General features: G+C 57.3%; 16 protein-coding genes. 5 read left to right on the top strand and 11 right to left on the bottom strand.

The annotated features are described in order from the left end of the window. Positions 1-14: 14 nt before the first annotated feature. The 3 genes from VIL88_RS03555 to VIL88_RS03545 are packed head-to-tail and all read left to right on the top strand — an operon-like array spanning position 15 to position 6,056. The gene (locus tag VIL88_RS03555) at positions 15-3,623 is read left to right on the top strand and encodes an ATP-binding protein (protein WP_331986032.1); all 3,609 of its coding nucleotides are present in this window, start codon (positions 15-17) and stop codon (positions 3,621-3,623) included. 29 nt (positions 3,624-3,652) lie between these two features. Then, positions 3,653-4,897: a hypothetical protein gene (locus VIL88_RS03550; RefSeq protein WP_331986030.1), complete on the top strand. Its 1,245-nt coding sequence runs from the start codon at positions 3,653-3,655 to the stop codon at positions 4,895-4,897. Next, a complete protein-coding gene (locus VIL88_RS03545; RefSeq protein ID WP_331986028.1) occupies positions 4,890-6,056 on the top strand; it encodes a hypothetical protein in 1,167 nt (388 codons plus the stop codon). The genes VIL88_RS03550 and VIL88_RS03545 overlap by 8 nt, the downstream gene beginning before the upstream one ends. A 1,100-nt stretch (positions 6,057-7,156) precedes the next feature. On the opposite strand, the gene VIL88_RS18085 is transcribed toward VIL88_RS03545, so the two are convergent. The 4 genes from VIL88_RS18085 to VIL88_RS03525 all read right to left on the bottom strand — a co-directional run bounded on the left by VIL88_RS18085 (position 7,157) and on the right by VIL88_RS03525 (position 10,906). Beyond that, entirely contained in the window at positions 7,157-7,954 is a 798-nt protein-coding gene (locus VIL88_RS18085) for a DUF692 domain-containing protein (RefSeq protein WP_414650107.1), read from the bottom strand. 126 nt (positions 7,955-8,080) lie between these two features. Further along, positions 8,081-9,304 (bottom strand): MFS transporter, encoded by a 1,224-nt coding sequence (locus tag VIL88_RS03535; RefSeq protein ID WP_331986024.1) that lies wholly within the window; start codon positions 9,302-9,304, stop codon positions 8,081-8,083. Next, positions 9,301-10,041 (bottom strand): hypothetical protein, encoded by a 741-nt coding sequence (locus VIL88_RS03530; RefSeq protein ID WP_331986022.1) that lies wholly within the window; start codon positions 10,039-10,041, stop codon positions 9,301-9,303. The genes VIL88_RS03535 and VIL88_RS03530 overlap by 4 nt, the downstream gene beginning before the upstream one ends. After that, a complete protein-coding gene (locus VIL88_RS03525) occupies positions 10,028-10,906 on the bottom strand; it encodes a DUF692 family multinuclear iron-containing protein (protein WP_331986020.1) in 879 nt (292 codons plus the stop codon). The genes VIL88_RS03530 and VIL88_RS03525 overlap by 14 nt, the downstream gene beginning before the upstream one ends. Before the next feature lie 452 nt (positions 10,907-11,358). Here VIL88_RS03525 and VIL88_RS03520 point away from each other — a divergent pair, with 452 nt between their 5' ends. Next, positions 11,359-12,075, top strand: a complete 717-nt coding sequence (locus tag VIL88_RS03520; protein ID WP_331986018.1) for a helix-turn-helix transcriptional regulator — start codon at positions 11,359-11,361, stop codon at positions 12,073-12,075. Between the two features lie 27 nt (positions 12,076-12,102). Here the strand turns inward: VIL88_RS03520 and VIL88_RS03515 are convergent, their stop codons facing one another. The 7 genes from VIL88_RS03515 to VIL88_RS03485 all read right to left on the bottom strand — a co-directional run bounded on the left by VIL88_RS03515 (position 12,103) and on the right by VIL88_RS03485 (position 21,981). Further along, positions 12,103-12,786, bottom strand: a complete 684-nt coding sequence (locus tag VIL88_RS03515) for an acyl-homoserine-lactone synthase (protein ID WP_331986016.1) — start codon at positions 12,784-12,786, stop codon at positions 12,103-12,105. 939 nt (positions 12,787-13,725) lie between these two features. Beyond that, a complete protein-coding gene (locus tag VIL88_RS03510) occupies positions 13,726-15,366 on the bottom strand; it encodes a carboxylesterase/lipase family protein (RefSeq protein WP_331986014.1) in 1,641 nt (546 codons plus the stop codon). A gap of 47 nt (positions 15,367-15,413) precedes the next feature. Then, on the bottom strand, positions 15,414-16,505 hold the full coding sequence (locus tag VIL88_RS03505; protein WP_331986012.1) for a sn-glycerol-3-phosphate ABC transporter ATP-binding protein UgpC: 1,092 nt from the start codon (positions 16,503-16,505) through the stop codon (positions 15,414-15,416). A gap of 5 nt (positions 16,506-16,510) precedes the next feature. Continuing rightward, positions 16,511-17,338: a carbohydrate ABC transporter permease gene (locus VIL88_RS03500; protein WP_331986010.1), complete on the bottom strand. Its 828-nt coding sequence runs from the start codon at positions 17,336-17,338 to the stop codon at positions 16,511-16,513. After that, positions 17,335-18,249, bottom strand: coding sequence for a sugar ABC transporter permease (locus tag VIL88_RS03495; protein ID WP_331986008.1), 915 nt, complete (start codon positions 18,247-18,249; stop codon positions 17,335-17,337). The genes VIL88_RS03500 and VIL88_RS03495 overlap by 4 nt, the downstream gene beginning before the upstream one ends. A 67-nt stretch (positions 18,250-18,316) precedes the next feature. Then, positions 18,317-19,555 carry an ABC transporter substrate-binding protein gene (locus tag VIL88_RS03490; protein ID WP_331986006.1) on the bottom strand — a complete coding sequence of 413 codons (1,239 nt, stop codon included), beginning with the start codon at positions 19,553-19,555 and terminating at the stop codon, positions 18,317-18,319. Positions 19,556-19,647: 92 nt separating this feature from the next. Beyond that, positions 19,648-21,981, bottom strand: coding sequence for a family 78 glycoside hydrolase catalytic domain (locus tag VIL88_RS03485; RefSeq protein WP_331986257.1), 2,334 nt, complete (start codon positions 21,979-21,981; stop codon positions 19,648-19,650). A gap of 139 nt (positions 21,982-22,120) precedes the next feature. On the opposite strand from VIL88_RS03485, the gene VIL88_RS03480 reads away from it, so the two are divergent. Beyond that, positions 22,121-23,146, top strand: coding sequence for a LacI family DNA-binding transcriptional regulator (locus VIL88_RS03480; RefSeq protein WP_331986004.1), 1,026 nt, complete (start codon positions 22,121-22,123; stop codon positions 23,144-23,146). The last annotated feature ends 272 nt before the right edge of the window (positions 23,147-23,418 follow it).

Here is a 23,418-nt window from a genome sequence, read left to right as displayed (position 1 = left end):
CTTGAGGGAGCCAATTGCTAAACATTAGCGTCAGGAAACTTCAATCAATATTTGCACGGCTCCGGCAGGATAAAGATGCTGGTCCTTCGGATACGAAATTCGTCGATCTCGCGCCCAAAGCGCTGCCCGAGGGGACGGGAGGCATCTATCTGAAGGCGCTGAACGAGGCGATGCGCAGGCCGGACGTGTTCAATATCGCGCTAACTGGGCCCTATGGCTCGGGCAAGAGTAGTGTCATCAAGACCTTTCTTGCGCAGTACAATGGTTCGCCCCTGCAGCTTTCCCTGGCGTCGTTCCTCCCTGACGGTGAGCAGGCGGATGGGAAGCCACCGAAGGTGACAAAGCAGGAGATCGAGCGCAGTATTCTTCAGCAGATCCTTTATGGCGTAGACGCGAACAAACTCCCTTTCTCTCGCTTCAAGCGGATCAAGGTTCCAAAGAAGAAGATCTCGATTGGGACGTCGCTCATCATCACGGTCGGGCTGATCTGTGGCTGGTACCTGTTCAGCAAGCAGAGCGAGATATTGGCCGGGACGTTCTTCGAGCCGTTCAAATGGTTCAACTACTTCAGCGCCTTGGCCGTAGCGGCTCTCGCGTGGAAGGCTATCTACAGCGCATACACGAACAGTCACGGGCTCTCTCTGAAGAGTATATCCTTGAAGGACGTGCAGATCGCCCCGGCGGCAGCGGACCAAGAATCGATCCTTAACCGGCATCTTGACGAGATCCTGTACTTCTTTCAGTCCACGAAGCATGATCTGGTCGTCATCGAAGATTTGGACCGCTTCGAGAACCCCGACATCTTTGTCTCCCTGAGAGAGATCAACGGGCTCATCAACGCGAATGAGCGCATCAAGCGCAGGCGTCGGGTGCGGTTTCTCTATGCGCTGCGTGACGATATCTTCGTCAACACGGATCGTACCAAGTTCTTCGAGTTCATCGTGCCGATCGTGCCGGTCATCAATCACTCGAATTCGATCGATAAGTTTCTCGAACATAGCCGGCGTATCGGTCTGAAAGACTTGGATCTTCAGTTTCTTCGCGAGGTATCTCGCTATCTCGGCGACCTCCGCCTGATCCAGAACATCCTCAACGAATACCTGGTCTATGACGACCAGCTCACGGCCGACGAAGATGGGCGGCTCGACGCGAATAAGCTCCTCGCGATCCTCATATACAAGAACGTCATGCCGAAGGACTTCGCGGCGCTGCACCGCCAGGAAGGCGTGCTGGCTACGGTCCTTCGGCGGCATGACGAGTTCCTAGCGAATGCTGAGACCAAGGCACGACGTGAAATCGCGGCGATCAAGGCCCGCGTTGCGACCGGGGAGGAGCAAGAGCTCAGGGACGAGGCAGACCTACGAAAGGTCTACGCGATGGCTGTGATCCAACGTCTACCAGAGAATATGCAGCAGCTTTTCGTCCAGGATGAAGCCGTAAGGATCAGTCAGCTCACGGAAGATGGTGTGCTGGAGAAGTTCCTCCAGCCGAAGGCGAGGGTGAAGGTGAACATCAACCCGCAGGGTTACCACCCAAACTTCGTACCTATAGATCTGACGGCCCTTGAGGCGTCCGTCGATCCGACGCGTACTTTCGAAGATCGAAAGGTAGACATAGGGAAAAAGTCGGCCAATTTCCGGAAGGCTTCCGAGAAGCAGATAGGCCAACTTGAGACTAGCATGTCCTCCTTACGGAATCGGAGGTTCAACGAGATCGTTCGCGAGAGCCCGGGGCTGATCGATCAGATGTTCGACGAGGTTGGCGATAACGCTGATCTCCTCAAATACCTGATACTTGAGGGTCACATCGACGACACCTACTACCAATACATCTCACTGTTCCACAGCGGGCGCTTGTCCCCAAAGGACAACAGCTTCTTGATCAAGATCCGGGCCTACAACGCTCCTCCTCCGGACTTTCCGTTGGACAACGTTGCCGAGGTGGTCGCCGAGATGCGGCGCGGAGATTTCGGTCAGGCGTACGTGCTGAATCGATCGATCATCGACCACCTGTTCGATGATGAGTTGGGCAACGCGATACGCATCGCCGCCGCCATCCGGTTTATCTCTGGCAACTTTGAAGTCTGCGGTAACTTTTTCCGCGTTTACTATGCTGTGGGGCGCCACGTGGAGGCGCTGGTCAGGGCGTTGGTGACCAAGTGGCCGAATTTCGTCTCTACGGCCGTCATCTCGAGTGATGGACCGTCGCACGTCGCACGGATTCTTGCATACGCATCCAAGGACGTGCTGCGCCGCCCGGCTGATATAGAGGCGCTGAAGACATACCTGGCCGCCAATGCAGATCGCGTACTCGCGGAACGGGTGGCTTTCGGCATCAGCCTCCTGCGCTCCCTGGAAGTAGAGATTGACGAGGTCGAGAAGCTTGTCGACTTCCCAGACGCGCTGGCGTTCGTCGCGGAAGAAGGCCTCTACCGCATCTCGATCGACAACATCGCATCGATAGTGCGCCATCTGTCTGGCGACGATAAGCTGGAGGCCCTGGAGAAACGTCACCTCTCCACTTTGAACGAAGTGAATGACCCGGCGCTACTCAAGCGCCTCGAACCAGACTTCGCTACCTACGTGAGCGACGTCCTTCTCGCCATTCCAACCAATACCAAGGAGGACGTTTCTGCCATAGTGCAGGTGCTGGCGCGTGAGGACGTCGAGCAGGACGTGCGAGCCAAGTTCCTGGAGAGACAGACCGCGATCATTCCGAATCTGAACGATGTTCCAGCGGCCTTCCAGCAACTTGCCCTAGAGGGCCACCACGTCGAACCGACCTGGGAGAACTGCCTTCAGTTCTTGCCCTCGGAATCGTATGATGAGGGCGTTCTCACTGCGTATATCCAAACTAGCAAGGCAGCGGCGGCTCTATCGCGCCAGCCGATACCCGACGGGGACCCAGCACTTCCTCTTCGACGGTTCGTGGTTGGAAACGACGCGCTGGGACTCGAATTATATCGAACCTACGTTCGCCTGCTTCCGAGGAATTTCAGCGCCTTTCAGGAGGTGGACGCCAGCAAGACCAAGATCCTGATCGAGGAACGGAAGGTCTCATTCACGCCCGCCAACTTCCAGCACCTCGAGGATGTGGGGCTTCGTGTCCTGTTCCTCGCGCTGAACTTCGATACGTATGTCGGCGCCAAGTCGGAATATCCGATCGACGACGATTTCAGGGGTAGACTCCTTCAGGCCTCGATCACTGATGCGCAGAAGCTCAATGTCCTTGCCGATATCGACGAGGCATATGTCGCAGGCACGCCATCCGTAGCTGCAGTAGTCGGACCGCTGCTCGCCAGGTCGCCTGGGGCGCCGGTCGGCCATGGTGCCGAGTTCATCAAGGCAATCGCGCTCCAGTCTCAGGACGTCAGGGTGAAGCTGACCCTTCTCAACAGGATGCACCCCGCGTTGTCAGTGCCCGAGATCCGCGACATCCTCAGGGCAATGCCGGTGCCCTATAAAGATATCTCTACGTTCGGTCGGGCTCCGAAACTCGAAGACAACGAGATCAATCGTGAGTTGGCCGGCTGGCTCGAGGGACGCAGGGTGATCTCATCAGTTTCGGACACTTTTCTTGGCGGCGAGATCAGGATCAACACCTTCAAGAAAGAGCCGGAGTAGGTGCGTTTAGCCCACTAGGAGGATCATTTATGATGGCACGATACGGCAACGACGAACTACTGTTCTATTCCAAAGGCGATAGCTTTGGTGCCAAGCGGGTTCAGGAGCAGGCGGTTAAGGCCGCCATTGCCGCGATGTCGGAAAGTCAGATCCTTGGTAGCTCCATCGAAGACCTGATCACGTTTATCTACGACAAATTTATCATCAATGTGCCCGTGCTGGACTTGGACCATGCGGAGGTCTCTCAGAACGAGGCTCAGGTGATGGTGCAGCACTGGAGGAATGAGCGGCCGGTCGCCGTTCCAGGAGCTATGGTCACCTTAGAAGTCCCCTATGAGGGAGACGAGATACTGTTCCATATTAAGGCTTCGACCTGGAACATGAACCCGCCGCGTGCTTCTGTGAGCAGGACGCACATTGCGCTGCGGCAAAGCGGGACAGATCTCAACGGAGCACAGGTTCAGGCCTTTTTCGATCAGACGATTGCCAGCATCGAAGAGAATTTAGGACGACTTCGCTCTGACTTCGATGAATTCAATTCCCGCCTGAAGAGCAGCGCCAGGGAGCAGATCGAGGCGAGAAGGACAAAGCTACTTGCCAACCAAAATTTGGTTTCGGGACTGAAGTTTAAGCTCAAGGAACGACCGGGGGCGCCGAAAACATATGCGGCGCCAATTGTGCGGCGCAAAATTGAGCCGAGGTTGCCGGTTGTCACTGCTAAAGGATTCTCGCCTGAGCCTGTCCTTCCCGAGGAAGATTACCAGCACATCCTGAAAATCATCCAGGACATGACACTCGTCATGGAGCGGAGCCCGTCGTCATTCGCGAGCATGGCTGAAGAAGACATCCGCCAACATTTCCTCGTTCAGCTCAACGGCCACTACGAAGGAAAAGCGACTGGAGAGACTTTCAATGCCGAAGGGAAGACCGATATTCTTGTGCGGCATGAGGGCCGGAATATCTTCATTGCTGAGTGCAAGTTTTGGCGCGGCGACAAAGGCTACACCGACACCATCGATCAGTTGCTCGGCTACTTGTCCTGGCGCGATACCAAGACCGCCTTGATTATCTTCAATCGCAATAAGGACATGACCAGCGTCCTCGAAAAGATCAAAACGCTCACCGAGGGGCATGCGCTCTGCAAGACCGGCCCAAAAGTCGAGGGCGAGACGCAGTTTCGGTACGTGTTTGGCCAACCCAATGATCAGAACCGTGAAACGATCGTCACTGTGATGGTGTTCGATATCCCCGATGGAGTGGGGACGGGTGTCTAAGGTAAATTATACCAGGACGGTCAATCCACTCCAGTTTGACGCGCTGGAGCCGAAGCGTTTCGAGGATCTGGTCCGACAGCTTCTTTATGACTTCAGAAATTGGCAGCAGCTGGAGCCGACAGGTCGCGGTGGCGCCGACGATGGTTTTGACGCTCGGGGGTGGGAAATCATACCGGCAACGGGTGATATTGAACCGGAGCTCGATGAAATAGATCGTCCTGGAACAGATCGCATCTGGCTTATCCAATGCAAGCGAGAGCGGGCGATCGGCCCATCAAAAGTCATAGAGTATCTCAACGAGATTGCCCTGGAAGAACGTGGGCGTCTGTATGGGATAGTGCTTGCGGCGCCGACTGACTTCTCGAAAAAATCTCACGATGCCTTTCGTGAGTGGTGCGCGGAGCATGCGATCCGCGAGTGCCATCTGTGGGGTAAGGCCGCCCTGGAAGATATGCTCTTTCAGCCAAAGAACGATCATCTACTCTTTGCCTATTTCGGCCTGTCCCTAGTTATCAGGCAGCGCTCGGATCAAGCGAGTCTGAGAGCTCAAACCACAATTAAGCGAAAGATGAAGCGCGCTTTCGAAAACAAGTATGAGGTACTGATAAGAGATATTGCTGACGATAGTTATCCATATAGCGAGGGGCGAGATGATTTTCGTTGGTGGGTCTATCATTGGCCGGAAATGACATTCCGTGGTCTTGAGTGCTTGAGCAAAAAATACTTTGCCTACATAGCTGACGATAAAATCCATTGGGACTGCGCCAATGCGTTCGATGATAATCAGAATTTTCAGCACGACGACCCGTGGCGGGGAATTGAGAGAGGTGATCCCAATCGAACCGAGCTTTGGGAACTTTGGTCCCAGCTCCCAAAGCAAAATCAGGCATGGGTGACAGTGAAAGGCGTTATACCCTTACGGAACATCATTGAGATCGATGATATTGGTGATGACCTCACCAACCATGTCCATTTGTATGTCCGCACCGACCCGTCTCATCCCGATCCTTTTGCTTTCACACGGGCAGAGCTCAAGGCAGACGATCGGTGGGCCGAGGTTGGGCACATAGACTTGGTCGTCGATAACCGAGTAGAAGTTTTTCCGGCGAAGTTCCGGAAGCCGGTGTCAGCTGAAAGCTCGTCAGAGACCGAAGACTAAAGGCTCTGGCGGCGGCGACTTACTCCCCAACATAGTAGCGGCCCTAGCCATCGTAGTTGGTATGTTCCCTTCCGCGCTAGAGCTGACCGAAAGCCGACTGTCCACTAGCGGCCCCTAATGTGACGTATAGTACTACAATCAGTTACTAGAGCTTCGCCACAGGTCGTCTGCCTCTCCCTTCCTCAAAATGCCGCTTGGTTTGTTCTGGTCCGCTAGTGCTGGACCAGAAAAGTGATGTGGCACTCGCTTGCGCTGTCGCGCACATTTTGAGGATGGGGCTCGGAGGCAGACTTGACCCCGGATTAGTCCGCTGGCGCCTGCGGCGCTTGCCCCAGCTTCGATGGAAGCTAGGGTTGGTGAGTGTTGGCGGACCTCTTCGGCGTCAACCTCTGGCTCGGATGTTCTTGTCTTTTGAACTGTGGCTGCCGAAACGGCATAAGGAATCTCGATCCCTTCCGTCATAGCGAAGGCCGGCTTGCCGGCCGCATCGGGGCGGTTACCCAGAGACCTTGGTCGAGTGGAGTAACCGTCACGATCTGCTTCTGGCTCTCGGATGAGCCAGAAACAGAACTCTTGCTGAGTGGGGGTAACGCAAGAAGCTCAGGGCAAGCGCTCATGCGGCGAGATGCCCCCAGATGCCTTGGCTAGGAGCCAACGCGAGCCAAGGGTGCAGGGCCGCGATCATCTGGCGACGATACGCGTGGAACGGGTGGAGCTTGCCGGGCGAAGCCTTGATCCTCGTCATTCGGGCGCAGGTCGGGATTGAGCGCTGCCCCAATTGCCGGCACGGCATCGGCAACATGCTCGATCAGCGGGATCCAGTGCTTACCGGTGCGGTGCGCAGCGACGATATGAGCCGCACACCCGGCAACCGTTTTAGCGGCGAAAACTTTTGCCGGTCCCTCGGCATTGTTGAGCCGCTCGACCGCTTGCAGCCAGCGAAGAACATGCGGCAGCTTGCATGCGTTTGCAACACGTCGGAATGTATCGCTCAGGTGGGAGAACCCGACATGCCCGGAAGCATGGCAGGTCTCGGGTGGGAGATGACAGGCGAACTTCGACAGAAGTGCTGCCGCTTCCGTTGGATTTCGCGCACGCGACTACAACGGCAAGTCCACCAGCCGCCTATGTTCCGCGGCATCTGGCCGAGCGACTTGGTTCGCACATTCCTTACTGCCGCAAGCGCCACAGCATGCCGCTGGTTCGTCGCCATCGGCAAGGTCCACGGCAGTCCGAATCCTCGCCAGCTCAGAAAGAATCTCGGTCCGCGTCGCGGAGCCATTATCCCGTTCCAGCAGCACATCCGCCTGAACGGGAAGTTTGGTTACGACGGAGCCCAAAAGGCTCAGGACGCCATCGCTGATGCGTTCCATGTGAGTGTCGACATATTGTCCGTCTCGATCCAAGGCGAATCCAGCCACATGGAACGTCGCAATCCTACCAAGATCGAGGCCATCGAGGTAGTCCTGCGCATCGAACTGGTAGTTGTGGCAGTCAATGAAAAGGTTGTTCACGTCGAATACCATGCCGCAACTGGAACTCTCGCACAGCTCCATGAGGAAGTCCCGCTCCCTCAGCAGCAGCTCACGGTCGCCGATCAGGTGCGTGACATTCTCAAGATCGAGCCGCATGCCGCACGCCTGCTGTACTGCCTCGACGTTTCGGCGGACCAGTTCACGCGAGCCGGCATCGAGAAGTGGCGGAATAAAATTTTCCAGATGCAGATCGCCTGCCGTTCGAAAGGAAAGATGATCCGACACGGTGTCAGGTCCGTAACGATGGCAGAGCCGTGCAATGTGGTCGACCTCATCCGTGTTCAGCTCAGCTGACGCAACCGAAAGTGCGGTCGAATGCAGATGGATCCGCTTCCCGTGGTATGATTGATGTAAGGCATCCATCCAATCCAGGTCATCGGTAGCATGACCGTTGGTCATGAGCTCGACACAGTCCGTAATGCCGACAATTTCACCCCTAAATGAGTCGAATTCGAAACGTTCGGCAATGCCAATACCAGTTGTCATGGTTCATCCTTTCGCGATGGATTCCGTCGTTTCGAAACGACGTACGGCGCGCGACATCAGGACGATGCGCATCAGCAGCAGCGCCGCAAAGGCGACGAGCATCGGGATCGATCCCGATGACTTCAATCCCTGGTCGATCAGGGTGATGCCAGCCACCCCGGCCGATACGCCGAGAGCCATGACCGTTTGCACGACACCGAAGAAGACGCGGCGCTCTGAGTCCGGAGCCGCATGGAAAAAGAAGTTTCTGGAAACCGCTCCGATTATCGGATTTCCGATGGTAAACATGCAGAAGCCGATGATCAGGAAGATCGCATTCGGCGCGAAGGCAACAGCGCAAATCGCGGCGAACACCATCAATGTGGCGACGACTAATGATAGCCTTCGCCCGGCTTTGCGGATCGCACCCCTAGCGACGAGCGCGTTGATCGCCACCGAAGTGGCGCCAGTCGCGAGCCAAAAGGCACTCACCGTCACCGTGTCGGCATCCAGTCTGGCGCCCAGCACGATCAGCGCCAGCGAAATCAGCGGAAACGACATGACGCCGTTCAAAAACGCGACCGCGAGTTCCACGCGGGTTCGACGCAGGAGCGGCCAGGAAAGGAATGCACCGGTGCCCCGAGAGGGCTCAGCCTCTGGCTTATCGTAGTATCGCATGGAATACAGAAGGGCCGCTTCCACTACGAAACCGAAGGCGATTATGTACAGCAGCGTAATGCCCAAGTAACCGAACGCTATCGGGCCCAACGCGAAGCCGAGCATCTTCGCCATCATGACGAAAGTCTGATAGTGGCCACTGCCGGCCTCGAGATCGCCGTCATACGCCTGCTTTTGTATTCGTCCGAGGAGATCTCCGAAGGCCGGCGCCGAAAGCGCGCCTGCTAACGAGCCCACCAGCAGAACGATCGCTATAGCTAAGGTTCCGCCAGTAAAGTCCAGGTTAGCAACGACCATGTATGACGATGCAGTAATCAGCGAGGCGCATATGGCGATGGAAACGCTCGAAATCCTAGTTGGGATGTACCCCCCGACCATTGGCGCAATGACACCAGCCACCGAGCTGATCACGAACAGGAGCCCGTAGAGAGCATATTGTCCGGTGACGACTGCTGCGTAGTGCGGCAGCCCTGACCAGATCAATCCCGCTACAAGTTGAGACGAGACGGACGCCAAGGTTACGATGGTGAGCAGGCCGCGTCGCTCGCCGATATCGGTCGCTGCCGTCATAGCCTGACGATTCCTTCCTCGGCGGCCTGCTCGAGAAGCTCGCGATTATCGTCGAGTAGGGTTTTTAGACCCAACGTGTCCTTAAGGCCCGTCAGTCGCTCGATGGACTTGAGAAGATCGTAGCTCTCTTGATCAATCTCATGAACCGCGATCCCGTCGCCGTGTGGCATCAGAACGTAATACGAGGGCTCGCCATCCGCTGGCGCCGACCAGTCCGCGAACTGCTGGTCCAGGCGTTCCATGGGAAGATCAAGTGCTAGCGGAACGACGCGGTGTCCCAAGGTCAGGTCTGCTGACATAAAGGACTGTCCACCTTGGGCGGATAGATATCGAGCGGTGTGCAGACCGATCAGGTTTGCAAACATGCTGCGGGGAAACTTTTCACGACAGAAAGCGTCAAACAGCTTGAGGTCCATGTCGCCCCTACCGTCCGGGATCATGACCGTGCGCAGGAATTCCGTCACGACCTCTTCGAGTTTGGCGGCTCCCAGACGGTCGGCCAGCGGCGCGTATCGTTGCGTCAACACGACAAAACGCGTGCCGCGCACAATGTCATTGAACCTGTCGAGCTGATCGAAAGAAACTCGTTGGGCTACGGCCTCGACGGCTTTCGAAGATCCGAAATCGGTTTCAACGGACCGCTGCCCTCTTTTGACTTGCTCCCGGAAAGTTGGGTCGATGATGAGTCTTGCCAGCAGCTGTTGGGCAAGCGCTGTGTCCTGACTATTCTGCTGCATGGAACTTCTCCTGGTTTAGAGGGGAGCCATTTGCCAATCCTGATTCCAGCTTGGCCCGGATCGATTTCAGACGATCGATGTAGGGCAACTGGGTGTCGAGAGTGTTGTGCGGGTAGCGTACCTGTATGACGACGCGGCTCGGATTGATAAGGTTCAAAGCCTCCTCAAACACATTGAGCGCCTCGCGTTCAACCAGGATGCCGTACTGCTGGTTCATCACGACGTTCATGGCGTCTGCAGGAACGATCGTGACGGTTTCGATCCGGTTCACCGGGTATGTCGCAAGCAGTTGCTGCGGCGGGATCCCAAGGGCGCTGGCGGAGATCAGCAGGCTGTCAATGTTGAGGATATAACCGATGCCCGTCCGATCTGACAGTTCACGCATGAAAGCGCCTTCGAGTCCGATCGCCAAAGGATCCGCCATCGCCGTATTGGCGACGTTCTCTAGAGAGAAGGCAGCTCCGATTTCGGACAACCGCCGGATTATCGCAGCGCAACGCGAAGCCACGTTGTCTACCGGCTCTATTCCGAAGAGCGGCGGTATGTAGGCATCGCAATTATAGGCTCCGGCGCGCGTGTAGGCCAGGTGATCGCTGTAGTGAGTGACCTCTAGCTCGATCAAAAACGCCACTATCGCTTCCAGCCGGACGAGAAACTCCTCATCGTTCCAGGAGGCGACTGAAAGTTCGATGCTGTGTGCGGAGAAGGGCAGCCGCCGCCGGAGGTCCTTTATACGTGCCGAATTGGCGGAGCCATCGCCCAGATCCAATCCGTCGGGGATGATCTCAAGATAATCAATCTGATCCGCGTGAGCGACGATGGAATCGTAGTACTCGTGCCTGTAGGTAAAACCGATCTCAAACATGCTCGCCTCTTCCCCTGGTCTGTAAATCGCCCTCTTGGCCGCGCGACCAAGAGGGCGAGGCGGTTAGGTAAGCGTGCTGCCGCAGAAGCAGGTACGGTAATCCTTGGTGGTCTGCTTTTGCTCGATCTTAGTCTTCTTGATCATTCTGGTCTCCTGTTGTTGGTGTACAGAATTCCGGCAATCACCGGAGTAAAGCAGCCTACTTGTTGGCTACTCCATAAGTAGGCCCGGCGCTGCACCGCTCGTCAAACTTGCGAAACACAACCTCTAACTGGTGGAACCTTTTTGATGGACCCGCGTTTGCTGCGCGGTTTCTCTGTTTCAATGCTGATTTTTCCCTGGAGCCTCAGTCCAACTTCTATTTGAATGCAAATTCGAACCCGCACAGATAGTAGCCAGGCAAAGAGTCTTTTCCCTTCTGTCATCCAAGGTTGTAAAGAACGGAGTCGAGCGTGACAGGAGCAAGCGGTCGTTACCCGGAGCTGGCACAGTCGTTCACCCGGGTCGCAAGTATCGAGCAATTGGCAGAGACCCTGGCAAGTATCCGCCAGGAACTTCCCTTCGAGCATCTGATCTACCACTCGCTTCCTCTCGGACCGTCAATATCCGAGAAATCTTTGCAGATGCTCACCTATTCACCCGAGTGGATTTCTCGGTATGTGAATGAACATTATTTTGAGCTCGATCCAGTGGTGCACCTGAGCCGACGCGCCATCGCGCCCTTCGAATGGTCCGCCGACCAAGCAGCAACCGTCGCGCAGAGGTCATTTTTCTCCGATGCTGATCGGCATGGCGTGGGCGTCCGCGGCGTCGTAATACCGATTCAGGAGGGCAGTCATCGGGCCGTCTTTTCCGCGACATCCAACCATTCCGCCGCCGAATGGGAACGGGTCGGGTGGGAAGATGTGAAGATGGTGGCGGAATTGGCCGCCTGCGTGCATCGCAAGGTCGTGGAACTGGACGGCAACGTGGTTGCGGACCTCACCCACGCGGAGACGGAGTGTTTGCAGATACTGCTGCACGGCCTAACGCCAAAGCAGGTTGCCGCGGAGTTGATGATATCCGAGAGCCGGGCCCGCTATCTCATCCAGAGAGCCACGGGCAAGCTGCAATGCAAGTCCTCGACGCAGGCAGTCGCTCTTGCATTTGCAAGGGGCCTAATCGGCTAGGCAGTTAAATCCGCGATGTGTATCGAACTACGCTTCGGGGTCGTCGGACGCATCTATCCTGCTTGACGGCACTGAGTTGACGTCGGAAACGAACGGTCCCGGGCTCCCCTTCCTGACGAGAATAGATCGCTCCAGCTTGCCCCAACGCGCAGCGCCCGCGGCGGCGTCCTCGGTTACGTCGAAATAGGCCGGCACCCAATCGCGCCCGTTAAAGTCTTCGGCATCGCCGTGGATGGACACCTTCCAGCCGAACCGCTTCCACAGTGAGAGCCAGGAGATGTCCTGGATGCCGCCTATCTTCACTACGCCTTCGTCCAGGAAGTACTCCATCACGGCGTGACAGAAACGGGCCTTCAGACGGACGCCAAGGCCTTCACGATACTCGGGTACGACGAACCCCCGCGTCCATTCCGCGACATGTGGGCTAGCGATGACCCCGCCGTTTCGGGTGCAGAGGTGCGGAAAGACCTCGCTCAACATATGGGGCAGGTGCGTGGGTATGAACCGGGACCCGGTTATGACCCTCCCGTCGACCACACCGAGCAAATACACCGCTTTCTCAGTATCAAACCTGTCCCGCTCTCGTCCGCTTGGTGACTCGGGCACCCACTTCAGGTCCACGGCGTAAATGCTGTGCCGGATACGAAAGAACTGATCCATCTCATTGGCGTATAGATGAATATTGGCACTGTTGACGACATGTACGTGCATCTAAGCCCTCAGTTTCGGCGCCGGGAAGTTTCGCAACGGCATTGCGTCGTTTGCCCTTAGCTTCGCTCTCATGGCGGCGAGATGGACGGCATCCTTCCGATATGCCAACTCAGCCCTCTCCTGCTACAGAGACTTCTCGTAAGCCTTTCCGGTTGATCACCGTTCAAGCGGTGTGTGAACTCTTGCCTTCCGGCAGCCAGCGTCGTCAACGAGACGATCCTAGCCGCACGGTTCGCCGTCGAAGCGACATTTTGGTGTGGCCCTAAATTCTGTCGCCTAGTTCTAGACGGTGGGTCCATGATGCCAACGTGTTTTGGTTCGGCGTACAAATCTATCTAAGCTGGGAAATAGTGCTATCTGTTGGATTGATCCCGGAGTGGCAGTGGCGCAGGCCAGAAGCTATTATAACAAACAAGATTTGGACAGATAATCTGTGGATAGACAACGCACAGGGCGCGTTCGACTGTGACTATGGCTAATTGAGATTAACAAGTAGCAATTGTGACGATTGCGGTGCGATTCGCATGGGCTCGGGAAAACCCCGATCACTGGAGACGCAACGGAACCGAGCGATATCCAATTTCGAATTGATACTCGCTAGAGGACGTCAGCGAGGACTTTGACACTCTTACTTATCCGACGTTTAGGCAAGTTCGTCCGGTAGCATGCCCTCTTTTGGGATAGTTAAGATCGCCCCTAGGTCTGAGATGGGGTCGTGAGTTGCCATCGACCGATCTGCTGCTTAAACGGCAGCAATCGCCCTTCCGAGCTCCAAGAGCGGACGGACCGCTTCCGGCCCCTACCCTGCCCTTCAAGGCCGCCGTTCATAATGGCATTAAGGGGGTGGAAAGCGGCTAGTCTGCTTCTAGTCTCCAAAGTGCAAGAAGCAGCGTGGCGCAAGGGGGGTCGGTCACCCGATACCTCAGCAGTTGTTGCAGTTCAGTTGGTCTGCTGCGTTTCCCAGAATAGGCGCTCCGCACGATCGAGATCATGCACAATCTTGCACTTGGCATCGATCCACATAGTGGGCCGATCTTCGAGATCGTACGCGGGCCATTCCACCAGCCCATCTGCATGCGGAACGCCGGTGCGGGCGAAGCCGGCCCAAAGCGCGCTCATGTGTTCCGACGTTGCCAATCGCTCCGGCGACTGATCGGAGTACATGTAGTTGTCGAGGTTCTTGTCGGTGTTGGCGAACTTGATGTTGATGTCCGCCGCGTGGGGCGAGCCAATCGGATAGTCAGTGTTAGGGACAGTAACGGGGCTCTGATAGGCCAGATGGTACATAAAGACCGGCGCACCACCCTGCACCACCTTGGCTTCTGCAAGTTTTACCGCGTCCTTCCAAATCGCTGAGGTTGTGATCGCAAAGTAGAGCTGCGAAGGGCCCGCGTCAGGACGGGACGCTCTGAACGCATCGATGACCCCGTCGAGAGCATCGCCTTGGTAGGTTTCGGCCAGCTGATCTCTGAGGCCGGCATCGTTGAGCGCAAAGATATCCTTGGGCCCAAAGGTGCTGAAGAATACGGTCTCGTCCCGAGTGGTCCCACACATCAGCGGCTTGTCTTTGGAGAAGGAGGCGACGCCATCGGCGAACGGATGCTGAGGAATAACTTCCCCGTCAACGAAGGCTCCGAACCCAGGTAGTTCCGGTGGTTCGCCCCATGGAGCCAAACCGTTCGGAACATCCGCCTTCTGCGCTTCCAACAAGACTTCGGCGGGAAGCTCTCGTAGCTTAGAAATATCTGCCTCGGTAAGGCCGAGCAGTTCCAGTGTTTTGCGTGCTCGAGCAGTGGCCTGCTCGCGGGTTGGCAGCCGGAGCGGCGCGCTCTCCACCGAAGCCTTGTGGAACAAGGACGCCGCGCTAGGCATGGTGTAGATGCAGGCGGTCTTGGATCCGCCGCCGCTCTCCCCCCACACCATGACGTTGTCAGGATCTCCGCCAAAGTTCGCGATATTTTCCCTAACCCAACCAAGGGCCGCCTGAATGTCCAACATGCCCTGGTTGGCCGCATAGTCGCCTTCGGCAAGGTCGCCGAGGAAAAGGTACCCGAGCAGCCCCAACCGGTGATTGGACTGTACCACCACCACATCGTAGAGGCGGGCCAGGTTGCTGCCGTCCTGCCCGGTCGCGGCGCCGGACCCGATCATGAAGCCGCCGCCGTGATTGTAGAACATCACCGGGCGCCGCTTGCCGTCGGCGGCCGGCGTCCAAACATTGAGGTAGAGGCAGTCTTCAGAGGGCGCAGGCATGCGACCGTTCCCTTCCGGTCCCATTTCACCGCCAGGGACCTGAAAAGAGGGACTGGCGAACTCCGTGGCGTCCCGAACCTCTGTCCAAGGCTGTGGAGATTGCGGGGCCTTGAACCTCAGCTCTCCAAGTGGCGGAGCGGCATAGGGAACACCGAGGAATTTCAGAATGTCATCCTCGTGTTTGCCGCGGACGGGCCCGTATTTGGTCTCAGCCTCAAGAGACGGCTCTTGAGCTCGAATAACAGCGCCTCCTCCAAGTGCGACAGATCCCAAGATGGCGGCAGCGGAAACAATGACGCTGCGTCGGGAGATTTCTAAGTTCGTCATGGCATATCCTCCGGCTGCCGATAATGATGCTTGGGGATTAGCGTGCCTTAGGCGGTTGGCACCGGATGACGCGCCAAGCCGGTACTGTCGAAGATCACGGCACTAGATAGTTCGAAGCTGAAGACGATGCCGTCGCCAGACCGAAGTTCGCGGTCGCCGTTCAGAACGGCCATCAACGAGGCGCCGCTTGGCAGGGCTACGCTAACATTTGTCTCGCTGCCCAGTCGCTCCACGAGTTCGATGCGGCCGACCAGAGTGCCACTATCGCCCGCGTGCAGTACCTGCGGCCGTATGCCGAGGGTCACCTGATCACCCTGGCGGAGGCCCGCGGTCTCTGCCGCAACATCGGTCGGGCTGAGATCCTTGCTGGAAACGCGTACCCAGTCAGGACCTACTGCTTCTACATGGACAGCCATCAAGTTCATCTTGGGCGAGCCGATGAAGCCGGCCACGAAGAGGTTCGCCGGCCGCTGATAGAGTTCGATCGGTGAGCCGACCTGCTGCACCACACCTGCGTCCAAGACCACAATCTTGTCAGCCAAGGTCATCGCCTCGACCTGGTCGTGCGTGACATAGATCATGGTCGACTTGAGATCGTGGTGGAGCTTTGCCAACTCCATGCGCATATCGACACGAAGGGCTGCATCGAGGTTGCTCAACGGTTCGTCGAACAGGAACACCTCAGGCTGTCGAACGATCGCTCGACCGATCGCCACACGCTGACGTTGCCCACCTGAGAGCTGGGCCGGCTTTCTTTCGAGGAGATGCTCCATCTGCAGAATGCGAGCGGCGTCCCGTATGCGCTGGTCTCGCTCGGCTTGCGGCGTCTTCGCAAGCTTCAGACCGAAACCGACGTTGTCATAGACGGTCATGTGCGGATAAAGCGCGTAGTTCTGGAAAACCATTGCGATGCCGCGGTCTCGAGGTTCAACCGCGTTCACTACCTTGCTGCCAATCCGCAGCTCACCTCCAGAGATGTCCTCCAGGCCTGCAATCATGCGAAGTAGCGTGGACTTTCCGCACCCGGATGGCCCGACAAAAACAACGAACTCGCCGTCCTTGATGAATAGGTCGATTCCCCTGATGACCTCTACGTTCCCATAGCTCTTGTGGAGCTGCGTAAGTTCTAGTCCGGCCATGGTGATTACCCTTTGACGGCGCCAGCAGTCATGCCCGCCACGATCTGCCGGTTGAAGAAGAGGAAGACCAGCAGCGGCGGAACCGTGATCAGCAGGATGTTGGTGAAGAGGAGGTTGAACGACGTGTTGAACTGCGACTGAAAGTTATACAGCGTCAGTTGGACCGTCGCATTGCCTGCGCCTGGCAGGTAGTAGAGCGGGTTCGTGAAATCGTTGAAGATGCCCACTGACTGCACCACGATGTTCGTCACAGTGACTGGCCAAAGCAGCGGCAGGATCACACGGAAGAACACGTCGAGTGGACGAGCCCCGTCGATAACAGCTGCCTCATCCAGTTCGCGTGGAATGGTGGCGATAAAAGCCCGGTAAAGAATGATCGAGAAGGGCAGATTGTAAGCCACTTCGATCAGGATCATTCCGTGTAGCGTGCCGAAGAGTTTCAGACCCTGCAGCAACCAAATGGTGGGCACCACGGCAGGCGGGATCATCAGCCCCGCCAAGATCAAGAACTCCACCACTCCATTCCAGCGCGCCTGGCGCCGGGCCAGCACAAAGCCCACCATGGCAGCCAGGATCACCAGCAGCGTTACGCTGACCACAGTGAGGATCGTCGAGTTGATGAAGGCTGTTACCATCATCCAGTTGCGGGTGCTGACCACCTCAACCAGGTTCTGCCACAGCAGATTACCCTCAGGCCAAGAGAAGTCCCGCAGGGCCGACTGACGCCGGTCCTTGAACGCCATCAGGATGATGAACAGGAAGGGGATCACGAAAACGAAGAAGCTGACGACAATTGCTGCTGTTCCGCTGATGAGGGAAAGGTACTTTTTCATTCGTGTCCCTGCTTGCGGTTGAGGAACATGGTCAGCGGCACGACAAGCAGACCAATTAGGACGAACAGCACGACGTTGCCGGCCGTCGACAGACCATAAAAGCCGGCTTGGTATTGCTTGTAGATGACTGAGGCCACGGTATCGGAGGCAAAGCCTGGGCCGCCCTTAGTCATTGCCCAAATCAGGTCAAACGTGCGCAGTCCGCCGATAAACGAGAGGATGATCACTGTCGCGGTCGCCGGGCGGCTTAGCGGCAGCGTTACGTACCAGAAATTCTGCCACGGCGTTGCCCCGTCGATACGAGCCGCTTCATAGTAATCCTTCGGGATCGCGACCAAGCCGGCGATGTAGATGACGGTGGCCAGACCCACACCCTTCCACACGTCGACAAGGGCGACGGAGAACAGCGCCAGCGAAGGATTGGTAAGCCAGCCCGGGCCCTTGATGCCGAAGAGGGCCAAGGTCTCGTTGATCAGTCCTTGAGTGGGATGCATGAGGACGGTGAAGGTGATCCCCACGCCAACGGTGGAAACCAGAACCGGAAAGAAGACGACAGAGCGCAGGTATCCCCGAGCCACAATGTTGCTGGTGAGCAGTAGTGCGAACAGCATGCCCAGCACGACCTTCATGCCGGATGTGATCACCGCATAGATGACTGTGTTGATGAGACCGCGAACCAGGAATGGCTCGCGGAAGAACTGCATGAAGTTGTCGAGGCCGATGAACGTCGAGTCGAACAGGGTCCAACGCGTGAGGCTGAAATAGAGCGACGAAAGCGTCGGCAGCAGAAACAGCACCGTGTAGATGATGGCGGCGGGCAGAATGAACCAGCCAGGGTAACGAGCGCTCTGGCGCGTAGCCGTGTGCGGCTTGGCAACGACCCCTACGCCATTCTCGGCTATGACCGACATGACATTGTCTCCTCCGATGAACGAGATGAGCGGCAGGCGATCGCTCGCCTGCCGCTCCTGGCAGTCGCTACCAGCCGGGGAGGCCTAGCTGCTGCGCCTGCTTACGGACGTCCTCGTCGTAGAGGGCTGCGCCATCAGCTGCGGCTCGGGTGCCGGAGCCAATCTCGACGGTAATCTGTTCGAGCGCAGGTCCCTTGATCGGGGACAGGAATTCGAGTGCCGGAGCAGTCTGGTTTGCTTCGAAGTAGGGCAGCATGTCGGAGACGGCGCGTGGCACGTCGTCCGGGAGTTCGCATCCATTCACAAGGAACGGACCTGTCACTGAGCCGGCCTTCACCTGGGACTCGCATCCTTCGACGCTCGCCACAAAGGCGACGAACCGCTTCGCCGCATCGATATTAGGGCTGGACTGCGGAATGTAGATGCCATTTGGCAGCCAGATCGTGAGGCCGTTCAGCGCTGCATCGTCGCCCGGCACCGAGAAGAAACCGACGGCGTCGACATTTTCCGGGTAGTTTTGCGCCACGGTCGCCAGGGCAAAGGTGAGCATGGGATAGTGAGCACCCTCGCCTGTTGCAACCATACGCAGGCCGTCTGCAAGTGCCGCGGCGCCGTAGTCTTCATTGAGGTAGCCGGCTTCGGAGAGCTCCCCCAGTTTCTCGAAGGACCGGATGGCCCCAGGATCTGTAGCGAACTTTGCCTCTCCGGCGGTGTAGCGTTCAGCAAAGCTCTGGTCCTTTGCTTGAACGTTGTAGTAGTCGGCCAGGAAGATGATCTGGCTGGTCCAGGTATCGGTATAGGTCTGGATCACCGGGACCTTGCCGGCTTCCTTGATCTTGGCGTTGTTCGCCATGAACTCTTCCCAGGTCTTGGGAACGCTCAGGCCGAGCTCCTCATAGATCGGCACGTTATAGAAGAAGCCGCCGCCCATGGCGTTCTGGATGGGCGCACCGCGGATGGTGCCGTCCGCCGCCGTGACCACCTGCTTGAATGAACTCTGAACCTCAGCCTGCCAAGGTTCATTGGTGAGGTCGACAACGGACTGTGCCGGGTTAAGGGCCTGGAAGAGCGAGCCAGAATTGTACAGGAAGACGTCGTTCATCGTGCCGGTGGCGAGCCGCGTTTTGACGAGGTTATCGCGCTCGGTGCCCCCCGGCCCAACTTCGATGTCGACATTGATGTCGGGGTTAGCCGCCTCGAAGTCGGCGACCAATTGCTCCGAGATCAGGACAGTTGCTTCATCGTTGCCCGTGAAGAACGTAATGTTGGTCTCTTGTGCCATCGCCAGGCCAACTATGCCGGTCATGGCCAAGAGGCTCGTCGACAGGCCCAGCAATAGATTTCGTGGATGTGCTTTGAACAATAGTTCCTCCCTTGCCCTTTGGGCTATCCGTGCCACTAGATTTGGAAGCGAGCAGTGTGCTTCCCCGACGCGACGTGGCTGCGCGCCCTCTCCTCCGCGACCACCGGGAGTATCCGGTCATCGACGGTGATTTCCGTTGCTCCAAGCGGAAGGACGAGTTCCCCCTCGCTGCCATCAGGAACAGTGAAGGTGTAAGTGACTACGCCGCTGTCCACCGACCACTGAGCGTCGACACGTCCGGCCGCGCTGTCGTGGTGCGCTGCCACGGGTGACAAGCTGGGGATGATCAGAGGTTCAAATACGATGCGTTTGAACCCAGGCTGGTCTGGATCGGGTCGGAAGCCGGCAACGGCTTCAAACAGCCACTGGCAGACCGCGCCATAGGCGTAGTGGTTATAGGAATTCATGGTGGGCTCGAAGATGGAGCCATCGGCCTTGATGCCGTCCCAACGCTCCCAAATCGTCGTGGCACCACGCTTGACCTGCGCCAGCCAGCCCGGCACCTCCTCCTGAAGAAAGACAGCGGCGGCCAAGCCCGGTTCGCCGATCATTACGAGTGCTGGCAGCAATGCAGGGGTACCGATAAAGCCGGTGCCGATCCGGCCGCGAGCGCGAGCAATCGTTGCCTTGAAGAAGCCCTTGGCTGCCTCGACGTGCTCGCTCGGTATCAGGCCGTGAACGAAGGCGAGCGCATAGGAACTCTGGTCGTCGTAGAGAAGGCGTCCCGCTGGAGTAATGAACTCTGCAGCAAAGGCTGCCTTCACGGCTTCAGCTCGTGCCGCGAAGTGAGCCGCATCCTCATGCCGCCCAAGGGTTTCAGCGATCCGAGCGATCTGGGTTGACGAGATGTAGAGATAGATCGTTGCCGCTGCGTCGTCGCCCATTGTGGGCACGGCCTTAAGATGGTCGTTCTGCGGCTGCAACCAGTCGCCGAAGGTGAAACCCTTGGCACCCCAGTCGGACGGAGGACGAACAATGGGTCCGCCGCTGATATTCCAGACATAGTCGTTCCACCGCGTCATGGCGGGGAAGGCTTCCTCAAGGATGCTCTTGTCGGCATAGTGCGTGAACAGCGTCCAGGGAATGACGCTGATTGCATCGCCCCAGCCAGTGGAGCCGCTGAAGGTGCTGCCGTCTGGTGGTCTTTTCAGACGTAGCGGGTTGGGTGAAACGTGAGCTATGGCGCCGTCGGAATCCTGGTCCACCATCATCTCGCGGACGAACTTGGCGAGGAACGCATGACTATCGGCTAGATAGCATGCTGTTGGTGCAAACACCTGAGCGTCACCGGTCCAACCAAGTCTCTCGTCCCGCTGCGGACAATCAGTCGGGATGTCGATGAAGTTGCCGCGCTGCGACCAGATCGTGTTCTGCACCAGCTGGTCAACGAGGGGATTGGCGGATGTGAAGCTGGCGGTCGGTGTAGAAACAGATGTGATTGGAACGGCTTCGATCGTCTCGATCTGAACGGTGCCGGTTACGGTCGCGCGAGCGTATCGGAAGCCTTGAAAGGTGAAGGTCGGACGATAGGTTTCCGTCCCCTGCCCGGCGAAGGTGTACTCAACCACGGCCTCGGCGCTGCGGTAATTGACATTGTAGAAGTTGCCATCCTTGTCGAGGATCTCGGCATGCTCAAACAGTACCTTGGCGCCGGCACCACCTCGCCCCGCAAAAGCGATGTAGCCGCCGATGTTCTGACCGAAGTCGTAGATGGTCCTTCCCTGATCGTCCTGCCATGATCGTATGGGTTGCAGCCCCGGCATCTCGCGAACAGGCGTGCATTCCTGCAGGAGGAGAACAGCGGTGTTGAATTCGAGGACTTCGACACCGCCAGTGGCGGTTGGCGTCACCCTCGCATCGTAGGTCTCACCAAAATAGATACCCGACTTGCGAACGGCGGACTCTCCGCTCTGCCAGCTCTCATCTGTGGCGAGCAAGACTGCGCCAGAACCGTTTCTCAGTTCGGCGAATGCGGCGACCTTATCGCCCCAAATGTTTGCGAGGCCGTTCCCAGTCCACATCAACGGAGAGCGAAACCAACCATCCCCTAGAGAGATCTCGATCGTGTTGGTGCCCGGCTGAAGGTACTCGGCCACGCCATATTCCTGAACTGCCAGCCGCGCGTCGTAGTTGGTCCATCCCGGCGTCAGTACGTCGTCGCCTACCCGTCTCCCGTTTATCGAGACGCGATAAAGCCCCCATGCGGTAATAAAGAGCGTCTCAGTGCCCTCAATCTGCGCCAACTCGAAGGACTTTCGCACGAAGGTTCCAGCCTTGCCGACGCCTTTATCGGCGAGCGGGTGGATCATGCGGGCGAGCCAACCTTCAGGGCGAGCAAAAGGGTTCGCGGCGGAGCGCGTCAGCGTCATCTGATTCAAGGTGTCCTCCCGATGCGTTGGCTCGCATCAGTGTGCAGTGTTGTACGTGCAGCGTTGTACACATCAGAAAAGATTGCAAGAGTAATTTTTCTGGGCAGAGTAGCCCCATCGAAAGTGAAAGAGAGCCGGATTGGCTAAGCCCCCAAAACCTAAGCGCATCACCATCCACGATGTCGCCAAAGACGCTGAGGTCTCGTTCTCTGCGGTCTCTAAGGTCTTGCGGAACGCCTATGGCGTCAGCGACAGCCTTCGCGAGAAAGTCACCGCTTCGATAAAGAAGCTGGGCTACACGCCTAGCTTCTCGGCGAGAGGTATCAGCGGGGGCAGAACTTTCGTTATCGGGGTTGTCTTCCCTGACATGAGAAACCCCTTTTTCGCCGACATTCTCGCGGGCATATCGTCGGCTCTGGAGCGAACCACCTACCAGATGGTTCAGGGTATCGTGCAGCACTCCACCGAAGGTGCTTTGGTGGAATCAATGTTAGGCATGCACCTGGACGGACTGATCATCGTGGGCAGCGTGAGCACTGCGGACAAGCTTTCCGTCCTGGCTGCCAAGATCCCTTTGGTCGCTATTGGTCATCATCTAGCTGACGTGACGGCCTTTGATACCGTCAACAATGATGACTTCGAAAGTGGTCGCTTGAGCGTGCAGCACCTTGTTGAGCAGGGCTATCGCAAGATCGGGATGCTCAGCCTCGATACCCGGAACGGCTCGGTGATCGATCAGCGAGAAGCGGGGTATATTGCTGCGATGAAGGCTGCAGGTTTGACCCGTTATGTTGACGTCGTTCGCGTTCCACAAAATTTGCGCCAGATACAGGTTGCTGCCGGCCACATGCTGGAAGGAAACGGCAAGAAGGAAGCAGTTTTCTGCTGGACGGACTATGTTGCGCTCGAGGTCCTGAGTGTCGCGGCCAGAGCAAGGGCGTCGGTGCCAGATGAACTTGGGGTCGTCGGCCACGATAACACCCTATACTGCGACCTCGATCAAAACGCTCTAACGAGCCTGGATCAATCGGGTGAGCAGCTGGGACAGCAAGCAACTCGACTGCTCGTGGAGAGGATCGAAGGCCGCCAGCGGGCGGAACATTTCCTTGTTCATCCCCGGCTCGTCGCCCGTGGCAGCACAGCGCGGATATCGTTGATTAGATAGAAGTATTTTCCGCTCCTTCTTGCGTTTCCATGTTGGTGCCTGACTGGCTGAATCAGGCCAAACTCACCAGAAGGTCCTCGGCGTCGATCTGATCGCCCGGCTTGATCAGCAGTTCGGTGACAGGCTGTCCATCTCGGCAAAGCTGGGTTTTCCAATATCACACTTCGATGGAGCACAGGACATCGTCAGCGATGACCGTCTGACCTTGAGCCGGCCGGGAACGAGTATCGCGCGCGGCTGGTTCGGCCTGCGCACCGTCTATTTCACGGGTC

The sequence above is a fragment of the Devosia sp. genome (genome assembly GCF_036563435.1).
GTDB lineage: Bacteria > Pseudomonadota > Alphaproteobacteria > Rhizobiales > Devosiaceae > Devosia.
This window is presented reverse-complemented; position numbering and strand designations above follow the sequence as displayed.

Excerpts from the sequence above, each read along its gene's own strand:
- VIL88_RS03505 (WP_331986012.1), bottom strand. The coding sequence starts at position 16,505 with ATGGCCGGACTAGAACTTACGCAGCTCCACAAGAGCTATGGGAACGTA.
- VIL88_RS03510 (WP_331986014.1), bottom strand. The coding sequence starts at position 15,366 with ATGACGAACTTAGAAATCTCCCGACGCAGCGTCATTGTTTCCGCTGCC.
- VIL88_RS03530 (WP_331986022.1), bottom strand. The coding sequence starts at position 10,041 with ATGCAGCAGAATAGTCAGGACACAGCGCTTGCCCAACAGCTGCTGGCA.
- VIL88_RS03500 (WP_331986010.1), bottom strand. The coding sequence starts at position 17,338 with ATGAAAAAGTACCTTTCCCTCATCAGCGGAACAGCAGCAATTGTCGTC.
- VIL88_RS03550 (WP_331986030.1), top strand. The coding sequence starts at position 3,653 with ATGATGGCACGATACGGCAACGACGAACTACTGTTCTATTCCAAAGGC.
- VIL88_RS03490 (WP_331986006.1), bottom strand. The coding sequence starts at position 19,555 with ATGACCGGCATAGTTGGCCTGGCGATGGCACAAGAGACCAACATTACG.
- VIL88_RS03535 (WP_331986024.1), bottom strand. The coding sequence starts at position 9,304 with ATGACGGCAGCGACCGATATCGGCGAGCGACGCGGCCTGCTCACCATC.
- VIL88_RS03515 (WP_331986016.1), bottom strand. The coding sequence starts at position 12,786 with ATGCACGTACATGTCGTCAACAGTGCCAATATTCATCTATACGCCAAT.
- VIL88_RS03525 (WP_331986020.1), bottom strand. The coding sequence starts at position 10,906 with ATGTTTGAGATCGGTTTTACCTACAGGCACGAGTACTACGATTCCATC.
- VIL88_RS18085 (WP_414650107.1), bottom strand. The coding sequence starts at position 7,954 with ATGGATGCCTTACATCAATCATACCACGGGAAGCGGATCCATCTGCAT.
- VIL88_RS03495 (WP_331986008.1), bottom strand. The coding sequence starts at position 18,249 with ATGTCGGTCATAGCCGAGAATGGCGTAGGGGTCGTTGCCAAGCCGCAC.
- VIL88_RS03485 (WP_331986257.1), bottom strand. The coding sequence starts at position 21,981 with ATGACGCTGACGCGCTCCGCCGCGAACCCTTTTGCTCGCCCTGAAGGT.